This is a genomic window from Alteriqipengyuania triglochinis, assembly GCF_054655655.1.
In genome coordinates, this window is the sequence record NZ_BAAHNC010000001.1 from 429,092 (window position 1) to 448,668 (window position 19,577).

23 protein-coding genes and 1 tRNA gene are annotated in these 19,577 nt (G+C 64.8%); 8 read left to right on the forward strand and 16 right to left on the reverse strand.

Annotated features, from left to right (window positions below; genetic code table 11):
- Positions 1-18: 18 nt before the first annotated feature.
- Genes ACYQ0L_RS02165 through efp form a run of 3 tightly spaced genes read right to left on the reverse strand, consistent with a single transcriptional unit; the run spans position 19 to position 1,793 of the window.
- Entirely contained in the window at positions 19-840 is an 822-nt protein-coding gene (locus ACYQ0L_RS02165) for an inositol monophosphatase family protein (RefSeq protein ID WP_459787285.1), read from the reverse strand.
- A gap of 12 nt (positions 841-852) precedes the next feature.
- Positions 853-1,227: a hypothetical protein gene (locus tag ACYQ0L_RS02170; protein WP_459787286.1), complete on the reverse strand. Its 375-nt coding sequence runs from the start codon at positions 1,225-1,227 to the stop codon at positions 853-855.
- A 2-nt stretch (positions 1,228-1,229) separates the two neighbouring features.
- Positions 1,230-1,793 (reverse strand): elongation factor P, encoded by a 564-nt coding sequence (efp, locus tag ACYQ0L_RS02175; RefSeq protein ID WP_459787287.1) that lies wholly within the window; start codon positions 1,791-1,793, stop codon positions 1,230-1,232.
- 148 nt (positions 1,794-1,941) lie between these two features.
- Between efp and ACYQ0L_RS02180 the strand changes: the two genes are divergently transcribed.
- Complete coding sequence (locus ACYQ0L_RS02180; RefSeq protein WP_459787288.1) at positions 1,942-2,322, forward strand: hypothetical protein; 381 nt, start codon at positions 1,942-1,944, stop codon at positions 2,320-2,322.
- A gap of 13 nt (positions 2,323-2,335) precedes the next feature.
- Here ACYQ0L_RS02180 and ACYQ0L_RS02185 read toward each other — a convergent pair whose 3' ends face one another.
- Together ACYQ0L_RS02185 and thiE are read right to left on the reverse strand one after the other, a co-directional pair.
- On the reverse strand, positions 2,336-3,085 hold the full coding sequence (locus tag ACYQ0L_RS02185) for a M23 family metallopeptidase (RefSeq protein WP_459787289.1): 750 nt from the start codon (positions 3,083-3,085) through the stop codon (positions 2,336-2,338).
- 9 nt (positions 3,086-3,094) lie between these two features.
- Positions 3,095-3,772, reverse strand: a complete 678-nt coding sequence (gene thiE / locus ACYQ0L_RS02190; RefSeq protein ID WP_459787290.1) for a thiamine phosphate synthase — start codon at positions 3,770-3,772, stop codon at positions 3,095-3,097.
- Between the two features lie 79 nt (positions 3,773-3,851).
- Here thiE and ACYQ0L_RS02195 point away from each other — a divergent pair, with 79 nt between their 5' ends.
- Entirely contained in the window at positions 3,852-4,247 is a 396-nt protein-coding gene (locus tag ACYQ0L_RS02195) for a hypothetical protein (protein ID WP_459787291.1), read from the forward strand.
- A gap of 3 nt (positions 4,248-4,250) precedes the next feature.
- Here the strand turns inward: ACYQ0L_RS02195 and ACYQ0L_RS02200 are convergent, their stop codons facing one another.
- From ACYQ0L_RS02200 to tkt, 5 genes are all read right to left on the reverse strand, one after another.
- Positions 4,251-5,144: a fructose bisphosphate aldolase gene (locus ACYQ0L_RS02200; RefSeq protein WP_459787292.1), complete on the reverse strand. Its 894-nt coding sequence runs from the start codon at positions 5,142-5,144 to the stop codon at positions 4,251-4,253.
- A 152-nt stretch (positions 5,145-5,296) separates the two neighbouring features.
- Positions 5,297-5,758: a PaaI family thioesterase gene (locus ACYQ0L_RS02205; protein ID WP_459787293.1), complete on the reverse strand. Its 462-nt coding sequence runs from the start codon at positions 5,756-5,758 to the stop codon at positions 5,297-5,299.
- Positions 5,755-6,963 (reverse strand): phosphoglycerate kinase, encoded by a 1,209-nt coding sequence (locus ACYQ0L_RS02210; protein WP_459787294.1) that lies wholly within the window; start codon positions 6,961-6,963, stop codon positions 5,755-5,757. Before ACYQ0L_RS02210 ends, ACYQ0L_RS02205 begins: the two co-directional genes overlap by 4 nt.
- A 141-nt stretch (positions 6,964-7,104) precedes the next feature.
- Entirely contained in the window at positions 7,105-8,112 is a 1,008-nt protein-coding gene (gene gap, locus ACYQ0L_RS02215) for a type I glyceraldehyde-3-phosphate dehydrogenase (RefSeq protein WP_459787295.1), read from the reverse strand.
- A gap of 18 nt (positions 8,113-8,130) precedes the next feature.
- Positions 8,131-10,122 (reverse strand): transketolase, encoded by a 1,992-nt coding sequence (tkt, locus tag ACYQ0L_RS02220; protein WP_459787296.1) that lies wholly within the window; start codon positions 10,120-10,122, stop codon positions 8,131-8,133.
- A 180-nt stretch (positions 10,123-10,302) separates the two neighbouring features.
- Between tkt and ACYQ0L_RS02225 the strand changes: the two genes are divergently transcribed.
- The 5 genes from ACYQ0L_RS02225 (at position 10,303) to ACYQ0L_RS02245 (ending at position 12,908) form a co-directional block, all read left to right on the forward strand.
- On the forward strand, positions 10,303-10,500 hold the full coding sequence (locus ACYQ0L_RS02225; RefSeq protein ID WP_459787297.1) for a hypothetical protein: 198 nt from the start codon (positions 10,303-10,305) through the stop codon (positions 10,498-10,500).
- Positions 10,497-11,066 (forward strand): cell division protein ZapA, encoded by a 570-nt coding sequence (locus ACYQ0L_RS02230; protein ID WP_459787298.1) that lies wholly within the window; start codon positions 10,497-10,499, stop codon positions 11,064-11,066. Before ACYQ0L_RS02225 ends, ACYQ0L_RS02230 begins: the two co-directional genes overlap by 4 nt.
- A gap of 213 nt (positions 11,067-11,279) precedes the next feature.
- Positions 11,280-11,876 (forward strand): 5-formyltetrahydrofolate cyclo-ligase, encoded by a 597-nt coding sequence (locus ACYQ0L_RS02235; RefSeq protein ID WP_459787299.1) that lies wholly within the window; start codon positions 11,280-11,282, stop codon positions 11,874-11,876.
- Positions 11,873-12,088, forward strand: a complete 216-nt coding sequence (locus ACYQ0L_RS02240; protein ID WP_459787300.1) for a DUF2842 domain-containing protein — start codon at positions 11,873-11,875, stop codon at positions 12,086-12,088. Before ACYQ0L_RS02235 ends, ACYQ0L_RS02240 begins: the two co-directional genes overlap by 4 nt.
- Positions 12,089-12,125: 37 nt before the next feature.
- Complete coding sequence (locus tag ACYQ0L_RS02245) at positions 12,126-12,908, forward strand: DNA-formamidopyrimidine glycosylase family protein (RefSeq protein ID WP_459787301.1); 783 nt, start codon at positions 12,126-12,128, stop codon at positions 12,906-12,908.
- Positions 12,909-12,911: 3 nt separating this feature from the next.
- On the opposite strand, the gene ACYQ0L_RS02250 is transcribed toward ACYQ0L_RS02245, so the two are convergent.
- From ACYQ0L_RS02250 to ACYQ0L_RS02260, 3 genes are all read right to left on the reverse strand, one after another.
- Positions 12,912-13,586 carry a glutathione S-transferase family protein gene (locus tag ACYQ0L_RS02250; RefSeq protein WP_459787302.1) on the reverse strand — a complete coding sequence of 225 codons (675 nt, stop codon included), beginning with the start codon at positions 13,584-13,586 and terminating at the stop codon, positions 12,912-12,914.
- 123 nt (positions 13,587-13,709) lie between these two features.
- The gene (locus ACYQ0L_RS02255; protein WP_459787303.1) at positions 13,710-14,621 is read right to left on the reverse strand and encodes a hypothetical protein; all 912 of its coding nucleotides are present in this window, start codon (positions 14,619-14,621) and stop codon (positions 13,710-13,712) included.
- Between the two features lie 513 nt (positions 14,622-15,134).
- Positions 15,135-15,211 (reverse strand) — tRNA-Asp (locus ACYQ0L_RS02260).
- Between the two features lie 195 nt (positions 15,212-15,406).
- On the opposite strand from ACYQ0L_RS02260, the gene ACYQ0L_RS02265 reads away from it, so the two are divergent.
- Entirely contained in the window at positions 15,407-15,847 is a 441-nt protein-coding gene (locus ACYQ0L_RS02265; RefSeq protein WP_459787304.1) for a hypothetical protein, read from the forward strand.
- A gap of 17 nt (positions 15,848-15,864) precedes the next feature.
- Here the strand turns inward: ACYQ0L_RS02265 and ACYQ0L_RS02270 are convergent, their stop codons facing one another.
- The 3 genes from ACYQ0L_RS02270 to ACYQ0L_RS02280 are packed head-to-tail and all read right to left on the reverse strand — an operon-like array spanning position 15,865 to position 19,569.
- Positions 15,865-17,196, reverse strand: coding sequence for a dihydrolipoamide acetyltransferase family protein (locus ACYQ0L_RS02270; protein ID WP_459787305.1), 1,332 nt, complete (start codon positions 17,194-17,196; stop codon positions 15,865-15,867).
- A gap of 7 nt (positions 17,197-17,203) precedes the next feature.
- Entirely contained in the window at positions 17,204-18,268 is a 1,065-nt protein-coding gene (locus ACYQ0L_RS02275; RefSeq protein ID WP_459787306.1) for an alpha-ketoacid dehydrogenase subunit beta, read from the reverse strand.
- On the reverse strand, positions 18,268-19,569 hold the full coding sequence (locus ACYQ0L_RS02280) for a thiamine pyrophosphate-dependent enzyme (RefSeq protein ID WP_459787307.1): 1,302 nt from the start codon (positions 19,567-19,569) through the stop codon (positions 18,268-18,270). Before ACYQ0L_RS02280 ends, ACYQ0L_RS02275 begins: the two co-directional genes overlap by 1 nt.
- Positions 19,570-19,577: the final 8 nt, after the last annotated feature.

The following is a 19,577-nucleotide window of genomic DNA, read 5'->3' on the forward strand; positions in this document are numbered from 1 at the left end:
TCTTGCAGGATGCTCCGCTCAGCGCAAGGCGGCGGCGACCACCTTGTGCATCTTGGAATGCAGCCGGTCGTTCCCGGCCAGAACCTGTTCGTGCAGGACCGGCTGGCTGCGCCCGCGATAGTCGGTCACGAAGCCGCCGGCCTCGCGCACCAGCAGGCACCCGGCAGCGGTATCCCACGGCTTCAGATCGCTTTCCCAGAACCCGTCGAAACGCCCGGCTGCGACCCACGCGAGGTCGAGCGAGGCGGCACCGAAGCGGCGGATACCCGCCACTTCCGGTCCGAGAGCGCCGTAGATGCGGCTCCATTGCGCAAAGTCGCCATGGCCCTGGAACGGCATCCCGGTCGCGATCAGCGCCTCGTCCATGCGCGATCGCGCGGACACGCGCAGGCGCGCATCATGCAGCCAGGCACCGCGGGTCTTCTCTGCCCAGAAGGTTTCGTCGGTGATCGGCTGGTAGACCACCGCAGCCGTCACATCGCCCCAGCCCGAACCGTCCAGCTTGCGCTCCTGCACAGCGATCGAGACCGCGAAGTGCGGGATGCCGTGGAGGAAATTGCTCGTCCCGTCGAGCGGGTCGACCACCCAGCGCGGCGCATTCTCGTCCTCGCCTTTGATCTCGCCCGCCTCTTCCAGCAGGAATCCCCAGCCCGGGCGCGCCTGCAGCAGATCGTCGTAGAGCGAGCGTTCGGCCCGCATGTCCGCCTTGCTGACGAAGTCGGCGGGTCCCTTGCGGCTCACCTGGAGATGTTCGATTTCGCCGAAGTCGCGCCGAAGCTTGCCGCCTGCACGGCGTGCGGCGCGTTCCATGACGCGGATCAGACCGGTAATCGCTGCCATTGTCTGTTCCCGTTACTCGGACTGTGCGGGCGCTGCATCACCAGCAGCCGCACCGGCTTCGCGCGCACCGCAGGCGACTGCCGCGACGACATAAACGTTGACCGGCTCGCTTGCGTCGATCTCCGGGTTCTGGGCCAGCAGCTCGCCGGTAGCCTTGCTGACGTCTTCGAGCGTGTTGGCGTAGAGGCACGCGATCAGCCCGTCCTTCTCGGCATCGGGGATGTCGTCGCTCCGCAGGGCCTGCGCGAACATGCTGAAGATCAGGCCGGCACGGTCGATCTTTGCCTTTTCTTCGGGGGCAGGCGCGGCGGCGGGCGCATCCTGGGCGATGGCAGGCGCGGCGAGAACGAGGCTCGCGGCGAGTGCGAAAATGGGGTGCGAACGCATGCTCAGCCTGCCTTTCCGACGTAGCTCTGTTCGTAGACGTCGACGATGATCCGCGTGCCGCTTTCGATATGCGGCGGGACCATGATGCGCACGCCATTGTCGAGGATCGCGGGCTTGTAGCTGGACGAGGCGGTCTGCCCCTTCACCACCGCGTCGGCTTCCACGATTTCGGCTTCGATCTGTTCGGGCAGAGCGACCGAGATCGGCTTTTCTTCCCACAGTTCCAGCGTCACGGTCATGCCATCCTGAAGGAACGGGCGCGCATCGCCCAGCAGGTCGCTCGGCAGGTTGATCTGTTCGTAGGTGTCGGTGTCCATGAACACCAGCATGTCGCCATCCTCGTAGAGGAACTGGTAGTCCTTGGTATCGAGCCGGACCTTTTCGACCGTGTCGGCGCTGCGGAAGCGCACGTTGGTCTTGCGGCCGTCCTGCAGGTTCTTCATCTCGACCTGCATGTAGGCCCCGCCCTTGCCCGGCTGGGTATGCTGGATCTTGGCGACCTTCCAGATGCCGCCTTCGTATTCGATGATATTGCCGGGGCGGATATCGACGCCGCTGATCTTCATGGTGGGTACCTTGGCTCTGAGCGAATGAGGGCTGCGGCCCGGGCGATGACGCACCGATGCAGCGAAGGCGCGGGCCTTAGCGGAGCGCTCATGGTCATTCAAGCTAACGCGTACTATATGCCGCGCCATGGACAGGATTACGTATTTCTTGAGGCCGCTCGCCTTGGCGGGCGCGCTTGCCGCGACCGTGATGCCCGCAGCGGCTTTCGCCAGCCATGCGGACAGGCCGCAATCGGACCGCATCGATACGCTGCCGATCGGTCACTACCAGTGCACGCTACCCGGCAATGCTGCAGGTCCGGCGTGGCTTCGCGTTCCCGAGAGCGATTTCACCATCCTCAACGCATCGAGCTACGAGGCGGAGGGCAAGCGCGGCGTCTACCTGCTGCGCGGCAGCGAGCTGACGTTCACGCGCGGCCCCCTGAAGGGCAAGAGAATGGAACGCGCGGGGCGGCGCATCCTGCGCGAAAAGCTGGCTGACGGAACGCTGGGGCGGATGCGCTGCGTACGCAGCGGCCCCGCCGACTGACCGCGAAGCCGGGTCAGTCCGCCTTATCGGTCAGGTAAGGAAACGGGTTGATCGCATTGGTGGGCTCCCACCACTCGGCATCCTTGGTCGTGCGCATGATCGCGAAGTGGAGGTGCGGCGCATCGGGTGCGGCGTTGCCGGTGGTTCCGACCGTGCCGATCCGCTGTCCACGCCGGACCTTCTGCCCTTCCTTGAGCCCGGGTGCGTATTTGTCGAGATGCGCGTAGTAGAAGATCGTCTCCCTGTCGCGCGAGCGCACGTAGAGCGAATTCCCGCCCTTTTCGGAGCGATAGATCCGCTCGATCGTACCCGGGGCCGCGGCAACGACCGAGGTTCCCCGGGGAGCCATGATGTCGATCGCCTCGTGCAGGCGCGAAGCACCGTCACGTTCGGCCATGAAGCTGTCGGAAAGGTCGCCCTGGCGTACATTGAGAACCGGAATGACAAGCTGGCCCAGATCGGTGCTGCGGGGCCGCGTCGCACTGGCACTGTCCGGTGAGGCGACATTTGCGGCGCGCTGTGCGAGCGCCGGTGCGCGCTCGTCCCCGGAAACCGTTTCCTGCGTGATCGGCTGCTCAGCTTCGGCCACGGCCTGACCCGGGCGGGTCTTTTCGATCTGGCTGTCCGAGCCGGCGAGATCGAGCAGGCTGCCGCCGGCAACGATCCAGACCATCGATGTGATGGTCGCGGTCACGATGATCGTAAGGATACGATCGACCGCGCCCATCATCGTGTGCTTTGCAGATTTCCGCCCCGAAAACATGATGGCCCCTCAAGCATCCTGCACAGCGTCCAGCACGCGTACGAAAGCTTCAACGGCCGCCACCTCGTCACCGTTCCACACGGCGCCCGACACGGCGAGGAAATCGGCGCCTGCTTCGATCAGCGGGCCGCAATTGTCCGGGGTTATTCCGCCGATCGCGACGCATGGGAGTTCGAAAATCTGCGACCACCAGGCGAGGATTTCGGGTTCGGGCCGTTCGGCATCCCCCTTGTCTTTCGTGGTGCTCGGGAAGAACGCACCGAACGCGACGTAATCGGCCCCGGCGTCGCCCGCTTCCATCGCGAGATGACGTGATGCGTGGCAGGTTACGCCGATCTGCACCTGCATGCCCAGCGCATCGCGCGCTTCTTCCACCGTGCCATCCTCCTGGCCGAGATGGACGCCGTCGGCCTTCAGCCGCTTGGCGAGGGCAATGTCGTCATTGACGATGAAGGCGACGTCGTGCGCGGCGCAGATTTCCTGCAAGGGCGCGGCGAGCGCGGCAGCTTCGTGCTGGCCGGCCGATCCGTCGAAGCCTTTCACCCGGAACTGGAACGCGGTGACATGCCCCTTCCCCGCCTCCAGCGCGCGGGCGAGCCGGTCGGGAAAATCGCCGCCGACTTCGAGCGGGGAGATCAGGTAGAGCTGGGTGGGAATGCGCGGGGTCGCGCCATCGGACTTGGTCATAAGGAACCGCCTAGCGCGCGCCGCACGGTTCGTCGATATTCAGGCGCAGGCAAGCTGCCCGCGCGCTAATCGGCGGATGATGAAAAACACCCTCCTCCTTGCCGCCATCCTGCCGCTTTCCGCCTGCGCGATCGTGCCCAATGCGCCGATCGTCGATTCGCCGCACGAGGTCGCCCAGCAGGGCGCGTCGGTCGGGCTGCTGCGCCCGGTCCAGCTGGGCCGCGTGGTGGTGACCCCGATGCGCGTGACCGAAGACAGCCGCTGCCCGCAGGGCGTGCAATGCGTGCAGGCCGGCCGCGTCGTCGTGGAAACGCGGATCGACGGCGCGGGCTGGGGACAGACGCAGCCGCTCGTCTTGGGGGAGCCGCACAGCGTGCGCGGCGTCACCGTGAAACTGGCCGAGGTTCAACCCGCCGTGCGGACGGACCCGCGCATCACCTCGGCCGAATATCGCTTACGCTTTACCGCCGAATAGCGATCAGCCGGCGACGCTGGCGGAGTAAATTTCGTCGATCGCGGTTTCGAGCGCGTTGTTGAACTTCTCTTCGTCCATATGCGCGCGCAGCTCTTCCAGAAGAGCGCGGCTGAAGCTTGCGATCATGCCGGAGTTCTTGGCCAGCTCGCGGCAGGCTTCGTCGCGCTCGTAACCACCCGACAGCGCGACCACGCGCAGCACCTTGGGGTGTTCGACCAGCGGCAGATAGAGGTTCGGCTCGCTCGGAATGGTGAGCTTGAGCATCACCTGCTGGCCTTCGGGCACCCGCTCGAGCTGGTCGAGGAAAGCGGCCAGCAGGTGGGCTTCGGCGGTCCCGCGGCTGTCCGACTTGAGACTCACTTCGGGTTCGAGGATCGGGACGAGGCCATGGCCAAGGATCTGCAGCCCGAAATCCATCTGCTGGCGAACCGCATCGGCGATCCCCTGCTGGTTCGCCTCGTGCACGACCGAACGCATCTTGGTGCCGAACACGCCCAGTTCCTTGGCACGGGCGCACTGATCGGCCAGCTGCGGCATGTCCTTCATCAGCTGTACGCCGTTTTCGGTGTCGTGCATCCCCTTGTCGACCTTCAGGAAGGGCACGATTTCCTTGCCCGCGAGCCGTTCGGGGATCGGCATACCTTCGGGATTGCAGCCTTCCATCGTCTTTTCGAACAGGATCGCGCCGACCACCTTGTCGCCCGTGAAGGCGGGGCTTTCCACGATGCGGCAGCGCATTTCGTGGATCTTGGCGAACATCTCGTCGTCGCCGGAATATTCGCTCTCGGCGACGCCATAGCCCGCCAGCGCCTTGGGCGTGGAGCCGCCCGACTGGTCCAGCGCCGCGATAAAGCCGTTACCTTCGGCGATCTTCGCCTTCATCTGTTCGAAGTTCATGGACTGCGCGCCTTTCAAAAAAATGTACCGATACGCGCGGCTTAGCCAGCAGACCAAGGGGCTGCAAGCAGCGCCCGGGATGTTACCGTTACCATTCGGGATGCGCTCAGGCAGGGCGCCTGGCGGTTCGGACGGCGCCTTCGTGCGGTGCCTTAGCGGCTGCCCCGGACCTTGCGGATGATCCCGTCGAGCCGCAGGACCGGATTGCCGTCCGCGCGCACGATCCCGGCGACGAAGATCGTCTTGCCCCCGGCACGCACGACCTCGCCCGTCGCCTCGACCAGCTGGCCGACGCGCACCGGATCGAGGAAATCGCCGGTCAGCGTCAGCGTCACGCCATGGCTATCGCCCATCGCATCGCGCGCGATGGTGAAAATGGCCGAATCGGCGAAGGTCATCAGGCAGCCGCCATGCATGAAGCCCGCACCGTTCATGTGGCGCGGTTCGGCGCGGAACGCGGTCACCATCGTACCGTCGTCCTGCCGCTTCTCGTAGAAGGGCCCGGCGCGCTGCTCGAACGCATCGCTCTGCCAGACCTGCCAGCCCGCGAACTCGCCTTCGTGCACATCGACGAGGCCGTTGCCGCCCTCGCCCACTCCCTGGTTTTCGCTCATACCGCCCCCTTCAGCGCCTCGACACCAGGCAGCGGCTTGCCTTCCATCCATTCGAGGAAAGCGCCGCCAGCAGTTGAAACATAAGTGAAATCACCTGCCACACCGGCCGCGTTGAGCGCGGCTACGGTGTCGCCTCCGCCCGCGATCGAGACGAGCGAGCCTTCCTTGGTCAGCGCGGCAGCGGTACGCGCAAGGCTCACGGTCGCCTGGTCGAACGGCTCGGTCTCGAACGCGCCCAACGGCCCGTTCCAGACCAGCGTCTTGCAGGTCTTGAGCACGTCGGCGAGCGCTTCGGTCGCCTGCGGCCCGATATCGAGAATCATCTCGTCCGCCGCGACCTCGTGCACGTTGCTGGTGCGCAGCGAGGCCGGGTTGGCGGTGAATTCCTTCGCCACCACCACGTCGTAGGGCAGGTGCACGGTGCAGCCCGCATGGTCCGCTTCGTCCATGATCGCATTCGCCTTGTCGACCAGGTCGTGCTCGCACAGCGACTTGCCGACGTCGGCCCCGCGCGCGGCGAGGAAGGTGTTGGCCATCCCGCCGCCGATGATCAGGTGCTGCACCCGGCCGACCAGATTCTGCAAGACGTCGAGCTTGGTCGAGACCTTGGCCCCGCCCACGACCGCCGCCACCGGCTGTTCCGGATTGCCGAGCGCCGCGTCGAGCGCCTTGAGCTCCGCCTCCATCGCGCGGCCCGCATAGGCAGGCAGGATATGTGCCAGCCCCTCGGTGCTCGCATGCGCGCGGTGCGCGGCGGAGAACGCGTCGTTGACGTAGAGGTCAGCGTGCTGCGCCATGCCAGCGGCGAATTCGGGATCGTTCGCCTCTTCACCCGGCCAGAAGCGGACATTGTCGAGCAGGCCGATATCGCCATTGCCGAGGATGCCAATCGACTGCGCTACCACCGGGCCGGAGACTTCGGAGATGAACATCAGCTCCTTGCCCAGCACATCTTCCACATCGTCCTGCACAAAACTTGTGCTCATAGTCGAGTGACGCTGGCCCTTCGGTCGCCCGAAATGGGCGAGCAGCAGCACTTTCGCGCCCTTTTCGCACAGTTCGAGGATCGTCGGCTTAGCGGCCTCAACCCGCGTGACGTCGGTGGCGGAGCCGTCCTTCATCGGCAGGTTCAGGTCCACGCGCACCAGTACGACCTTGCCGGAGAGATCGGCAGGCAGATCGTCGAGGGTTTTGAATGTACTCACGATAAAAAACTCCGCTCGCCCTGAGCCTGTCGGAACCGAAGGTGGGCAACGCCCAACGGCTGTTCTTTCTTTCGAACCGCAGCTCAGCAAGAAGAGCAGTGCTTCGACAAGCTCAGCACGAGCGGTGCTATTCTCGATGAACTAGATCAGCTTCGCCATCACGCCGGCGGTGTCGATCATCCGGTTGGAGAAGCCCCATTCGTTGTCGTACCAGCTGACCACGCGCGCCAGCTTGCCTTCGAGCACCGCGGTTTCGAGGCTGTCGACCGTGCTGCTGGCGGGCTGGTGGTTGAAGTCGCTGGAAACCAGCGGCTGATCGGTGAAGTCGAGCACGCCCTTCATCGGACCATTCGCTGCAGACTTCAGCGCTTCGTTCATTTCTTCCGCGCTCGTGTCGCGGCCCGGCGTGAAGACCAGGTCGATCAGCGAGACGTTCGGCGTCGGGACACGGACCGAAGAGCCATCCAGCTTGCCGTTGAGTTCGGGCAGCACCAGGCCGACCGCGCGGGCAGCGCCGGTGGTGGTCGGGATCATGTTCTGCGCACCGCCGCGTGCACGGCGCATGTCGCTGTGCATCTGGTCGAGCATGCGCTGATCGTTGGTGTAGGAGTGGATCGTGGTCATGAAGCCACGCTCGATCCCCACCAGATCGTTCAACACCTTCGCCACCGGCGCGAGGCAGTTGGTGGTGCAGCTGGCGTTGGAGACGATCAGGTCGTCCGAGGTCAGCACGTCGTGGTTCACGCCGTAGACCACCGTCTTCAGGTCGCCCTTGGCGGGCGCCGAGATCAGCACGCGCTTGGCGCCTGCATCGAGGTGCGGCTTGGCCGCATCGACCGACTGGAAGAAGCCGGTGCATTCGAGCACGATGTCCACGCCCATGTCGCCGTGCGGCAGCTTGCCGGGCTCACGCTCGCTCGTCACCGCGATTTTCTTGCCGCCGACCACCAGGGCATTGCCGTCCACGCTCACCGAGCCGGGGAAGCGGCCGTGCGTCGAATCGAACTGGAACAGCAGCGCATTGGCATCTGCATTGGCCAGGTCGTTGATCGCCACCAGCTCCAGATCGTGATCGCTGCGCTCCAGAATAGCGCGCGCGACGAGCCGTCCGATGCGGCCGAAACCATTGATTGCTACCTTGGTCGCCATGACGATTTTCTCCTGACTTTATGCTTCTAGCTTGGCGATGATCTTCGGGACGATCGCCTCGCTGGTGATACCGAAATGCTCGTATGCATCCTTGGCCGGGGCCGAGGTGCCGAAGCTGTCGATGCCGATCCGCAGCCCGTTGAGCATGGTGTAGCGTTCCCACCCGAAGGTGGTCCCTGCCTCGATGCTGACCCGAAGGATTTCCTCGGGGCCGACATTGGGCAGCAGGTTGTCGCGATAGGTCGGGCTCTGTTCGTCGAACAGCTCGGCGCAGGGCATCGAGACCACGTCAGTGCCGATATCGCGCGATTCGAGTTCGGCCGCACACTCAAGTGCGAGGCCGACTTCGGACCCGGTCGCGATCAGGATCACGCGGCGTTCGCCCTGCGCATCCTTCACCCGGTAAGCCCCGCGCGCCGAGCGGTTTTCTTCCGCCTCCTCGGTGCGGAACTGGTCGAGGCCCTGCCGCGACAGTGCGAGCACGGTGGGGCGCTTCTTCTGCTGGAGCGCCACTTCCCAGCACTCCGCAGTCTCGACCGCATCGCCCGGGCGCATCACCAGCAGGTTCGGGATCGCCCGCAGCGATTGCAGGTGCTCGATCGGCTGGTGGGTCGGCCCGTCTTCGCCAAGCCCGATCGAATCGTGAGTCATCACGTAGACGACGCGCGCTTCCTGCAGCGCAGACAGGCGGATCGCGGGGCGGCAGTAGTCGCTGAACACGAGGAAGGTGCCGCCATAGGGGATCACGCCGCCATGCAGCGCCATCCCGTTCATCGCGGCGGCCATGCCGAACTCGCGGATGCCGTAATAGACGTAGCGCCCGGACCCGTCGTCCGCGGTGAAGGGCTGCAGCGATTCGGTCTTGGTGTTGTTCGACCCGGTGAGGTCGGCCGATCCGCCGATCGTCTCCGGCAGGTGCGTGTTGATCACCGCCAGCGCATTCTCGCTCGCCTTGCGGGTCGCGACCTTGGCCGGTTCGCGCACCAGCTCGGCAACGAATTCGGAAAGATCGAAGCCTTCGGGCAGGTCGCCAGCCATGCGGCGCTCGAACTCGGCCTTCTGCTCGCTCGCGTCGAGTCGATTGGCCCAATCGGTCCGCACCTCGTAGCTGCGCGATCCGGCAGAGTGCCATTCGCTGCGAATCTGGTCGGGGATCTCGAACGGTTCCGCCTGCCAGTTGAGCTCCTTGCGTGCCGCGGCAACTTCGTCCGCGCCCAGCGGAGAACCGTGCGTGGCCGAGGTGCCCTGCTTGTTGGGCGCGCCGTAACCGATCATCGTCCGGCACGCGATCAGAGCGGGGCGATCTTCGGCCACCGCCTCGTCGATCGCGCGGGCGATGTCGGCATAGTCGTGGCCGTCGCACGCATTGACGAACCATCCGGTCGCCTCGAAGCGGGCGCGCACGTTCTCGCTCGTCGAAAGGTCGGTGCTGCCGTCGATAGTGATCTGGTTATCGTCCCAGAACACGATCAGGCGGCTGAGTTTCAGGTGCCCGGCCAGGCCGATCGCCTCGTGGTTGATGCCTTCCATCAGGCACCCGTCGCCCGCGATCACCCAGGTGCGGTGGTCGACCAGATCGTCCCCGAACTGCGCGTTCAGGTGCCGCTCCGCCATCGCCATGCCGACCGCCATCGCCAGCCCCTGACCCAGCGGGCCGGTGGTGCATTCGACGCCGGGAAGCAGGAAGTTCTCCGGGTGGCCCGCGGTCGGACTACCCAGCTGGCGGAAATTCCGGATCTCATCCATCGTCGGATGCGCGAAGCCCGACAGGTTGAGCAGCGAATAGTGCAGCATCGATCCGTGGCCCGCACTCAGCACGAAACGGTCGCGGTCGGCCCAGCCCGGCGCGCTGGCATCGTACTTGAGGTAATTCGACCACAGGACCGTGGCGACATCGGCCATGCCCATCGGCATGCCGGGGTGGCCGCTTTGCGCTTTCTGCACCGCATCCATAGAAAGGGCCCTGATGGCATTGGCCATCGGGATCATGCGTGCGGGATCGAGACTCATGTGCGGGAATACTCCTGAACGGCGCGCTGACGCCGCGATTCGATTTTGCGTGTGCCTTCGACAAGGCAGGCGCTCAGGTCAAGGCGGGGCCATGCATTGCGCCGCTATGATAGCGCAACCTGTCCAAAAAGATGCGTCCGCTCTTGGGGATAGCGGCTTTGCATATTACACATTTCCCGCATGAGAGACCAACGGCTCGAACAGACCATCCAGCGGATCGAACGCGCGCTGGCGCGCATCGCGGCCGCCGCCGATGCCGCCCCTGCCCGCAGCGGGCCGGAATCCAGCGAACTCGAAGCGCGGCACGATGCGCTGCGCAACAAGGTGCGCGCCCAACTGGCGCGGCTGGATAATGTGATCGGCGAGTTCGAGGAATGAGCAAGGTCGAAATCAGCATTGGCGGGCGCGACTTCTCCTTTACCTGCAGCCCCGAGGATCAGGAGCGGGTGCGCGGGCTGGCCACCGCGATCGACGAGCATTTTCAGCCGCTGGCCCCGCGCTTCTCGCAAAACCTGCTGTTCGCGTGCCTGCGGGCCGCCGACGACGTGTTCGAACAGGCAGGCGTCGCCCCGGGCGAGGATCCCGAGGCCAAGCGCATGCGCGAACGGCTCGCCGAGGTGGAGGAGGAGCGCGATCGGCTGGAAACCGCGCTGTCCGCCGCCACCGACGCTCGCGGCCGGCTGGAACGGGACATGCGCATCGCGCGCGACGAAGCAGCGAACCGCGACGAGGCGGAGCGCAAGGCCCAGGCAGAGCGGATCGCGATGCTGGAAAAGCGCTGCAGCGAGCTGCAGGACCGGCTGGAAGCGGCCCAAAGCCACGAATTGCCTTTCGCGAAGAACGGCGAGGACGACGACCCCGATCTGCTTCCCGCGCTGGAGCGGTTCGCCACCCTGCTCGAATCCTGTGCAGACAAGCTTGAGACACGGCAGGGCAGCGCCTAGATAGGTACCCGGCGGGACTGCCCGGCACGAGCCGAATGAACATCCCTGGGGCTATAAGCAATCCAAGGGAGCTGTCCCTACCGAGGTCACGGGTTCGTCCTGCGGGCCTTGGATATACGGCGCCCACCTGACGTAAAGGCGTCAGAGGATTTTCCGGCAACGACCCATGGTGGTTCCGCCACTTTCTTACCGATCGAGGGAAGCAGGACTGCAATGACCGCGAGCGACAAGGCCCGCCTGCGGCGCGAGATGCGCGCCACCCGCAAACAGACGGTCACCCAGCTTCCCGAAGCGGTGCGTGCGCTGGTCTTCTCGCGCCCCCCTGCCCCGGTGCTGGAGCATATTGGTGGGGACGCGGTCGTGGGGCTCTATCATGCCAGCGGCAGCGAGGCGCCCACCCAGCGTTACGCGCAGTTCTTCCTCGAACAGGGGCATCGCATCGCCCTGCCGCGCCTGCTGGCCGATGATGGCGCGATGCGCTTTGCCCAACACACCGACCCGCTGGGCGGCAGCGACCTCGGAACCGGCCCGCACGGTCTGATGCAGCCGGGTATGGATGCGGACGACCTCGTGCCCGACGTCATCTTCGTGCCCCTGCTCGCCTTCGACGAGGCGGGCGGCAGGCTCGGCCAGGGCGGCGGCTATTACGACCGCTGGATGGCCCAGCATCGCCACACGTGGCGGATCGGGATGGCGTGGGACACGCAGGAGGTCGACCGCGTGCCGAGCGAATCCCACGATATGCCGTTGCACATGATCATCACCCCTACCCGGGTTCTCGGCCCGATCGAGCAGCGAGACATCGCATGAGGCAGGAACCCAATTGGCGCATTCCCGTCGGCATCCTCGGCCTGCTGCTGGGCCTCGCCGTCTACGCCATCGTGATTGCGCGCTACGTGCCCGAACTGGTCGGCGGCTGGCCGATCCTTGCGCAGATGGTGGTCTACATCTTCTTCGGCCTCGTCTGGCTGCTGCCGCTCAAGCGGTTCCTGATCTGGATGGAGACCGGCCGCTGGGGCTGACGCGGAACCGCCTGCGCGCGGCGACCGTTTCGACCCCATGCCCGAACTTCCCGAAGCCGAAGCGAATCGCCTGCGGGTTGAGCGCGAATGCCTCCACCGCACGATCGAGGCCGCCGAGCCGGGCGAGGATACCGAATATATCGAACTGCCCGGCGACAACGAGCGCGCCCGGCTGGTCGGCCACCAGTTCACCGAAACCTACCGGCATGGGAAGCTGATCTTCGCCGGTTCGAAGACCGGCCCGTGGATCTGCGTCCATCTGGGCATGAGCGGCTCGCTGCGCCCGTTCGACGACGATGACGATCCGCCCGATTACATCAAGTTCCTGATCCGCTTCGAAGGCGACCGCCGCCTCGCCTTCCGCTGCCCGCGCAAGCTTGGCTGGGTGCGCGTGGTCGACAGCGCGGAGGCGGAGATCGAACGAATCGGGTTCGGACCCGACGCGTTGGAGATCGACCGCGAGACTTTCGTCGATGTGATCGGATCGACGCGCGGGGCTATCAAATCGGCGCTGATCGAACAGACAAAGCTCGCCGGAGTGGGCAACCTGTGGTCGGACGAGATCCTGTACCGCGTGGGGATCGATCCCCAGCGCAAGGGCTCCGACCTGACCGAGAGGCAGCTGGGCGACCTCCACACCGCCATGCGCGACATCCTGAAGGCCGTCGTCGACACGGGCGCGCATTACAGCGACCTGCCGGACGACTGGCTGATCCACACCCGAGACGAGGGCGCCGAGTGCCCGCGCTGCAGTGGCGAGATCGTCAGGACCAAGGTTGGCGGGCGCAGCGCCTATCACTGCACCAGCCACCAGGAATAGCGCCTAGAAGCTAAAGACGAACGTCTCGCGGCCGTCCTTCTCCATCGCGCGCTGGAACGACGGCGTGTCGCGCATCTGCTTCAGCCAGCGCTGGCAGTTCGGACGATCCTGCAACCGCCCCTGCGCATCGGCGGAAGCGATCGAATAGCACATCGAGATGTCGGCCGCGGTCAGCCGGTCGCCTGCCAGCCAGGTGTTGCGGCCCAGATCGCTCTCCAGCTTGTCGAACAGCGTCTTGAGGCGCGGTGCGACCAGCATCTCGCGCACCTTGTCGGTCGCGATACCCACGACCGACTTTACCAGCGCGGGCGAGCGTGCCTTCATCATGGTCAGGATGCCGTTCATGAACTGCATCGGCATCAGGCTGCCCACGCCCGCGTGAAACCAGAACAGGTAGTCGGCGCGGCTTGCATCGCCTGGAGCAGGCCGCAGCGGGCTCTCGGGATGCGAATCGAGGATGTAGTCGATCACCGCATTGCTTTCGGCCAGGACGAGGCCCTGATCGTCTGTAATGACCGGCGCGGTGCCGATGGGTGATAGCGCCTTGTAGTCCGCCGGCGCGAGGCGGCTTTCGGGATCGCGTTCGTAGATCTTGAGCTCATAGGGCGCGCCCAGCTCTTCCAGCAGCCACAGGATGCGGAAGCTCTGCGAATATTCGAGGTGGTGGAGCGTGATCATCGAAAAGGGCCTCCTGCCAAGCTGACGGAGCAGCACGTGCACAAACTCGGTTTCGCGCGCAAGAGTGCCGACCCGGCAGCGCCCATGCCTATTGCGTTAGGCACAGCGAAGGGAGTGCCAGTTCTATGCCTCCTCCTGTAGCCTCTGACCGACCCGCTGGCACACGAGCGCATTCTTGCTCAGGAAAGCCTCCCGCAGGCTATCGGTGCCAATCCTGTCGGCAAGCCCGCTGAGAATGGTCAGGCAGTTCGCGACGGCCGAACCCTCGGTAAGATTCTGCGCCGCGATACCGGTTGCGAACACCTTGCCTGCAGTCAGGCCTCCGCCCTCGGCATCTCCCGCGCCGCTTCCGCTGAACTTGCCATAGATCGAATAGGAATCGTCACGTGTCGAGTTGCTGTCGGCGCCTAGCTGTGCGCTGAGCTGAGCGCGCAGCGCCAGCAGGCCGTCGATCTCGTTCTTCCTGGCGGGGATCGCGCTTTTCAGGGCCGTGACCCTGTTCTGCACCTGCGCCTGATCGATGCTCGGCCGTTGCTCCACCCGCGATCGCAGCTCGGTAATCCGGGCCTGATCGGCGCCTTCGGCGCTCATGAGCGTGGTCAGTTGCTCGTTCGCGGCCTCGGCCTCGTTGTAGGCCTTCAGCTGGGCCTCGAGCGACGCGAGCGTGCTGCTGTCGTCGGATTGCTCTTCGCTCTTGGCGGTGATCTGATCCGAAAGTTTTTCGATCTCGCTCTCGATCGGCGACGAGATGATCGCATCGCCTTTCTTGCCCTGGATCGTCTGCAGTTCGTAAATCGCGTTTTCGCAGTTGGTGCCCGTGCCGCGATAACACGCCTTGGCGACCGCGACCGGGACGAAGGCCACGTTCTTGTCGTCGAATCCGATCGTCAGGTCGATGCCCGGCGTGTCCGGAGTCCCTGCGGACAGGCTCAGGCCTGCGGTCGTTTTCGATACATAGGTTAGCGATGCCGATTCCATCGGGACGCAGGCTGCCGCGAAGATCCCGATCGACAGGACGATGGCCACGTTTTTCATTCGTATTCTCCCCCAAGAACACAGATATTCGGATTGGCCGCGAATTGTTCGCGCCAGAATTCGAACTGCCGGTGGTTCCCCTCTACGATAATCACGGCGGTGCATCCGACCGACGGCGGCACTATGACCGTGTAGCTTTCGCGATAGCCAAATACAGCAGAGCCCCGATCGGCGACGAAGCCGTAATCGCGCTTCCGAACGGCGACCGGACCGGCTAATTCTCTAGTATTTATAGCCAGATGGCCTGCATATCGGCGCACCTCGGCACCATCGACATGGACGACTGTACAACTCGCGAGAGCGAATGCGAGCGAGAGGCCACCAATTTTCATAGGCTTTACGGGCAACACCCCCTCCCCCGGAGCGGCGGATAGTATAGTATTTATCTACACTCAACAAGCCGATCTGTAGTCTGGGGGCTACATCGACGCCGTATGCGCGCGAACGAGCGCTTGAAACGGGTGACGACGATCGGAGAGAGGAACACCACGCCCCCGCCTGGAGCGGGGAAAGTGGCGCGAGTGACGGGACTCGAACCCGCGACCTCCGGCGTGACAGGCCGGCGCTCTAACCAACTGAGCTACACCCGCGCAAACACGTGGGAGAGAGTGTCTCCGCTGCGTGGGAGGGGCGCGATTAGGCCAGCATTCGCAGGGTGTCAATCGATTCGCGCGCACCTTTTTCACTTCTTTTGCGAAAACACGGTTAGGCGCGGTTTAACCGCATTTTGAGCTTTTGCTGCGAGCCCTCCGACGACCTTGGAAATCGGCAGGGGGAGCCGTTTCATGCGTACCGGATTGATGATCGCCAGCGCCGTGTTGTTCGCCGCGAGCAGCGCCCACGCGCAAACCTCGGTCGAGATCGACCGCGAGGTTTTCCTCGAAAGAGCGCAGGAGCGTAACGGGCGTACGCAGCGCGTCCTCGCGCCCGCAGAGACGCTGGAAAGCGGCGATACCGTCGTCCTGATGCTGAGCTGGCGCACCCCGCACGAGCAGCCCTTTACCATCACGAGCCGCGTGCCCCGCGCCCTCGCCTTTCGGACGACCGGCGGAAATGCTCCACAGGTTTCGGTGGATGGCGGGCGGACCTGGGGCCGTCTTTCCGACCTGCGGGTCAACGGACGCCCCGCGACATCGGCGGACGTCACCAACATCCGCTGGGACGTCGGCAATCCGCGCGCTGCGCGCGGGCGCGGCGTGTTCACCTACAGCGCGGTGGTCCGCTGATCAGTTCGCCCTGACAATCAAACGAGGATCGTGGCGGGCGCTTCGAGGCGCTTCTTGAGCGCCTGAATGAAGCTCGCCGCATCCCAGCCATCGACCACGCGGTGGTCGCAGCTGATCGAGATGTTCATCAGCAGGCGCTTCTCGACCCGCTCGACGCCATCGGCTCCGCGCACGAACATCGGACGCTCGACGATCTTGTTCGGTCCGATGATCGCGACTTCGGGCCGGTTGATGACCGGCGTGGTCGCGATCCCGCCAAGGGGGCCGAGCGATGTGACTGTCAGCGTGCCGCCCTGCATCTCGTCCGACTTGGCCTTGCCGGTGCGCGCAGCCTCGGCCAAGCGGCCGATCTCGCGGGCGAGCTGCCACAGGTTCTGGCTCTGCGCGTCCTTGATCACCGGCACCATCAGCCCCGCATCGGTCTGCGCGGCCATGCCCATGTTGACCGATCCATGCCGCGTCACGACGCCTTCTTCGTCGTCGTAAGTGGCATTGATCATCGGGAATTCGGGCAAGCACTGGCAGATCGCGGTGATCAGCAGCGGCAGGATCGTCAGCTTGGGCCGATCGCCGCGGTTCTCGTTAAGCTGCGCGCGCATCGCTTCGAGGTCGGTCACGTCGACCTCGTCCACATAGGTGAAGTGCGGGATGTTGCGCTTCGACGCGCTCATGTTCTGGGCAATCCGGCGGCGCATGCCGATGACCTTCACGGTCTCGTCGCTGCGCGGCTGGCTGGCAGGCGAATAACCGCCCGAATAGCTGATGAACTGGTCGAGATCGCCGTGGCGGATGCGGCCATCATCGGCTGGCTTCACCTGCGCGAGATCGATCCCGATATCCTTGGCGCGCTTGCGCACTGCCGGGCTGGCGAGGACTTTGGCTTCAGTCGGCGCGGGCGCACTCTTTTCGACCGGCTGCTTGGGAGCGGGCTCGGGCTCGGGGTCGGCTTCGTGCGCGTCGTCGGCGTCGCTCGCATCGGGGTTCTCGACCTCGATCCGTTCCTCGACCTCTTCGTCCTTGGGAGACGGTGCGGGCGCAGGCTCGGGCGCGGAATTGTCCGCCTCGGCGGCAGCTGCGTTCTCTTCCGCAACATCATCCGGAATCTCGCCCTCGACCTCGATCGTGACGAGCATCGAGCCGATCGAGATGGTGTCCCCCACCTCGCCCGCAATCTCGATCACCTTGCCCGCAACCGGGCTTTCCATCTCCACGGTCGCCTTGTCGGTCATCATGTCGGCCAGCGGGCCGTCTTCCTCGACCGTGTCGCCGACGCTGACGTGCCAGGCGACGATCTCGGCCTCGGCGATGCCTTCGCCGATGTCGGGCAGGTTGAAGGTGAATTTCGCCATGTCGGATTTACTCGCTCAGAAGCTTGTCGAGGGCCGCGCCGATGCGCACCGGGCCGGGGAAGTAGGCCCATTCGAGACTGTGGGGATAGGGCGTGTCGAAGCCGGTCACGCGTTCGATCGGGGCTTCGAGATGATAGAAGCAGCGTTCCTGCACCAGCGCGGAAAGCTCCGCACCGAAACCCGAGGTGCGCGTCGCCTCGTGGACGATCAGGCATTTCCCCGTCTTCTTCACAGACTTTTCCACAGCCTCGATATCGAGCGGGACGAGCGTGCGCAGGTCGATGACATCCGCGGAAACGCCGCGCTCTTCCATCACTGCCTTCGCGACATGGACCATCGTGCCATAGGTCAGCACGGTCAGCTGGTCGCCTTCGGTCACGAGCCGCGCCTTGCCGAGCGGGATCGAGTAATGGCCTTCGGGCACGACGCTGTCGGGGTGGGCCTTCCAGTTCTGCACCGGACGGTCGAAGAAGCCGTCGAACGGGCCGTTGTAGATCCGCTTGGGCTCGAAGAAGATGACCGGGTCGTTATCCTCGATCGCCGCGATCAGCAGGCCCTTCGCGTCGTAGGGCGTCGCGGGAATCACGGTCTTGATGCCGGAAGCATGGGTGAACAGCGATTCGGGGCTCTGGCTGTGCGTCTGCCCGCCGAAGATTCCGCCCCCGAAGGGGGAGCGGATCGTTATCGGCGCAACGAATTCGCCCGCGCTGCGATAGCGCAGACGCGCTGCCTCGCTGATGATCTGGTCATATCCGGGATAGATATAGTCGGCGAACTGGATTTCAGGGACCGGGCGCAGGCCATAGGCGCCCATGCCGATGGCCGCCGCGACGATCCCGCACTCGGAAATCGGCGTGTCGAACGCGCGCGACTTGCCGTATTTCTCCTGCAAGCCAGCGGTGCAGCGGAAGACGCCGCCGAAATAGCCAACATCCTCGCCAAAGACGACGACGTTCTCGTCCCGGCCCATCGACACGTCTAGCGCATCGTTGATCGCCTCGATCATGTTCAACCGGCGGTCGTCACCGGTCGCGTCCCGGCCCTGCTTGGGCTTCTCTTTCGTCTCGCTCATCAGTGCGGCACCCCGTCCGGATATTTCTTGTCGCGCTCGCGCTGGGACTGCTCGTTCTGCTCCTTGAGGTGCCAGGGCTCCTCTTCGAACACGTCTTCGAACATCGTATGGAAGGGCTGATGCATGCCGTGGCCGAGGATGCCGTTCTTCTCGGCCTCCTTGGTGTCCTTCTTGACCTTCTCGGCCGCCTTCAGGTCCATCTCGGCCTGCCGCTCCTCGTCCCACTCACCCAGTTCGATGAGGTGGTTTTTCAGCCGCACCACAGGATCGCCGAGCGGCCATGCCTCGCGTTCCTGCGCGCTGCGATAGCCGCTGGGATCATCGGAGGTGGAATGCCCTTCGGCGCGGTAGGTGAAGAACTCGATCAGCGTCGGCCCACTGTTGGTCCGCGCGCGGTCCGCCGCCCATTTCTCCGCCGCATAGCACGCCAGCGGATCATTGCCGTCGACCCGCAGCCCGGCAAGGCCATAGCCGATCGCGCGGCTGGCGAAGGTCGCCTGCTCGCCGCCCGCAAAGCCGGAGAAGCTGGAGATTGCCCACTGGTTGTTGATGACGTTGAGGATCACCGGCGCCTGATAGACGCTGGCGAAAGTGCAGGCGGCGTGGAAGTCGCCTTCCGCGGTGCTCCCCTCGCCCACCCATGTCGCGGCAATGCGGCTGTCGTGCTTGATCGCGCTGGCCATCGCCCAGCCCACCGCCTGCGGCGTCTGCGTGGCGAGGTTGCCGGAGATGCTGAAGAAGCTGTGCTCGCGGCTCGAATACATGATCGGCAGCTGGCGGCCCTTCAGCTTGTCGCCGCTGTTCGAATATATCTGGTTGATCATCTCGATCAGCGGATAGCCGCGCGCAATCAGCACGCCCTGCTGGCGATAGCTGGGGAAGACCATGTCGTCACCCTGCAGCGCCATCGCGGTGGAGATGCTGGTCGCCTCTTCCCCCGTGCACTTCATGTAGAAGCTGGTCTTGCCCTGCCGCTGGCCGCGGAACATGCGTTCATCGAAGGCACGCACCAGTGCGAAATGGCGAAGCATCTCGCGCAGCGTATCGGGGGAGAGCTTGGGGTCCCACGGGCCGTGCGCCCGATTATCGTCACCCAGCACCCGGATCAGGTCGGTACAGAGCGCAGTCGTCTCGCTCGGCTCGCACGCCTCGTCGGGGCGCGGCTGGACGCCGGCTTCCGGAATCTCGATCGCCGAAAAGTCGACTTCGTCCGCCTCGGGCCGATATTCGGGCTCGGGCACATGGAGCGACAGCTTCGGCTTGTTGTCACCCTTGTTGGTTCGCTCGGGCCGATCGGCCATCCATCTCT

What these genes read in the sequence shown, in the direction of transcription:
- ACYQ0L_RS02165 (WP_459787285.1), bottom strand. Translation starts at nt 840, where the DNA reads ATGGCAGCGATTACCGGTCTGATCCGCGTCATGGAACGCGCCGCACGC.
- ACYQ0L_RS02170 (WP_459787286.1), bottom strand. Translation starts at nt 1,227, where the DNA reads ATGCGTTCGCACCCCATTTTCGCACTCGCCGCGAGCCTCGTTCTCGCC.
- efp (WP_459787287.1), bottom strand. Translation starts at nt 1,793, where the DNA reads ATGAAGATCAGCGGCGTCGATATCCGCCCCGGCAATATCATCGAATAC.
- ACYQ0L_RS02185 (WP_459787289.1), bottom strand. Translation starts at nt 3,085, where the DNA reads ATGTTTTCGGGGCGGAAATCTGCAAAGCACACGATGATGGGCGCGGTC.
- thiE (WP_459787290.1), bottom strand. Translation starts at nt 3,772, where the DNA reads ATGACCAAGTCCGATGGCGCGACCCCGCGCATTCCCACCCAGCTCTAC.
- ACYQ0L_RS02195 (WP_459787291.1), top strand. Translation starts at nt 3,852, where the DNA reads ATGAAAAACACCCTCCTCCTTGCCGCCATCCTGCCGCTTTCCGCCTGC.
- ACYQ0L_RS02200 (WP_459787292.1), bottom strand. Translation starts at nt 5,144, where the DNA reads ATGAACTTCGAACAGATGAAGGCGAAGATCGCCGAAGGTAACGGCTTT.
- ACYQ0L_RS02205 (WP_459787293.1), bottom strand. Translation starts at nt 5,758, where the DNA reads ATGAGCGAAAACCAGGGAGTGGGCGAGGGCGGCAACGGCCTCGTCGAT.
- gap (WP_459787295.1), bottom strand. Translation starts at nt 8,112, where the DNA reads ATGGCGACCAAGGTAGCAATCAATGGTTTCGGCCGCATCGGACGGCTC.
- tkt (WP_459787296.1), bottom strand. Translation starts at nt 10,122, where the DNA reads ATGAGTCTCGATCCCGCACGCATGATCCCGATGGCCAATGCCATCAGG.
- ACYQ0L_RS02225 (WP_459787297.1), top strand. Translation starts at nt 10,303, where the DNA reads ATGAGAGACCAACGGCTCGAACAGACCATCCAGCGGATCGAACGCGCG.
- ACYQ0L_RS02230 (WP_459787298.1), top strand. Translation starts at nt 10,497, where the DNA reads ATGAGCAAGGTCGAAATCAGCATTGGCGGGCGCGACTTCTCCTTTACC.
- ACYQ0L_RS02235 (WP_459787299.1), top strand. Translation starts at nt 11,280, where the DNA reads ATGACCGCGAGCGACAAGGCCCGCCTGCGGCGCGAGATGCGCGCCACC.
- ACYQ0L_RS02240 (WP_459787300.1), top strand. Translation starts at nt 11,873, where the DNA reads ATGAGGCAGGAACCCAATTGGCGCATTCCCGTCGGCATCCTCGGCCTG.
- ACYQ0L_RS02245 (WP_459787301.1), top strand. Translation starts at nt 12,126, where the DNA reads ATGCCCGAACTTCCCGAAGCCGAAGCGAATCGCCTGCGGGTTGAGCGC.
- ACYQ0L_RS02250 (WP_459787302.1), bottom strand. Translation starts at nt 13,586, where the DNA reads ATGATCACGCTCCACCACCTCGAATATTCGCAGAGCTTCCGCATCCTG.
- ACYQ0L_RS02255 (WP_459787303.1), bottom strand. Translation starts at nt 14,621, where the DNA reads ATGAAAAACGTGGCCATCGTCCTGTCGATCGGGATCTTCGCGGCAGCC.
- ACYQ0L_RS02265 (WP_459787304.1), top strand. Translation starts at nt 15,407, where the DNA reads ATGCGTACCGGATTGATGATCGCCAGCGCCGTGTTGTTCGCCGCGAGC.
- ACYQ0L_RS02270 (WP_459787305.1), bottom strand. Translation starts at nt 17,196, where the DNA reads ATGGCGAAATTCACCTTCAACCTGCCCGACATCGGCGAAGGCATCGCC.
- ACYQ0L_RS02275 (WP_459787306.1), bottom strand. Translation starts at nt 18,268, where the DNA reads ATGAGCGAGACGAAAGAGAAGCCCAAGCAGGGCCGGGACGCGACCGGT.
- ACYQ0L_RS02280 (WP_459787307.1), bottom strand. Translation starts at nt 19,569, where the DNA reads ATGGCCGATCGGCCCGAGCGAACCAACAAGGGTGACAACAAGCCGAAG.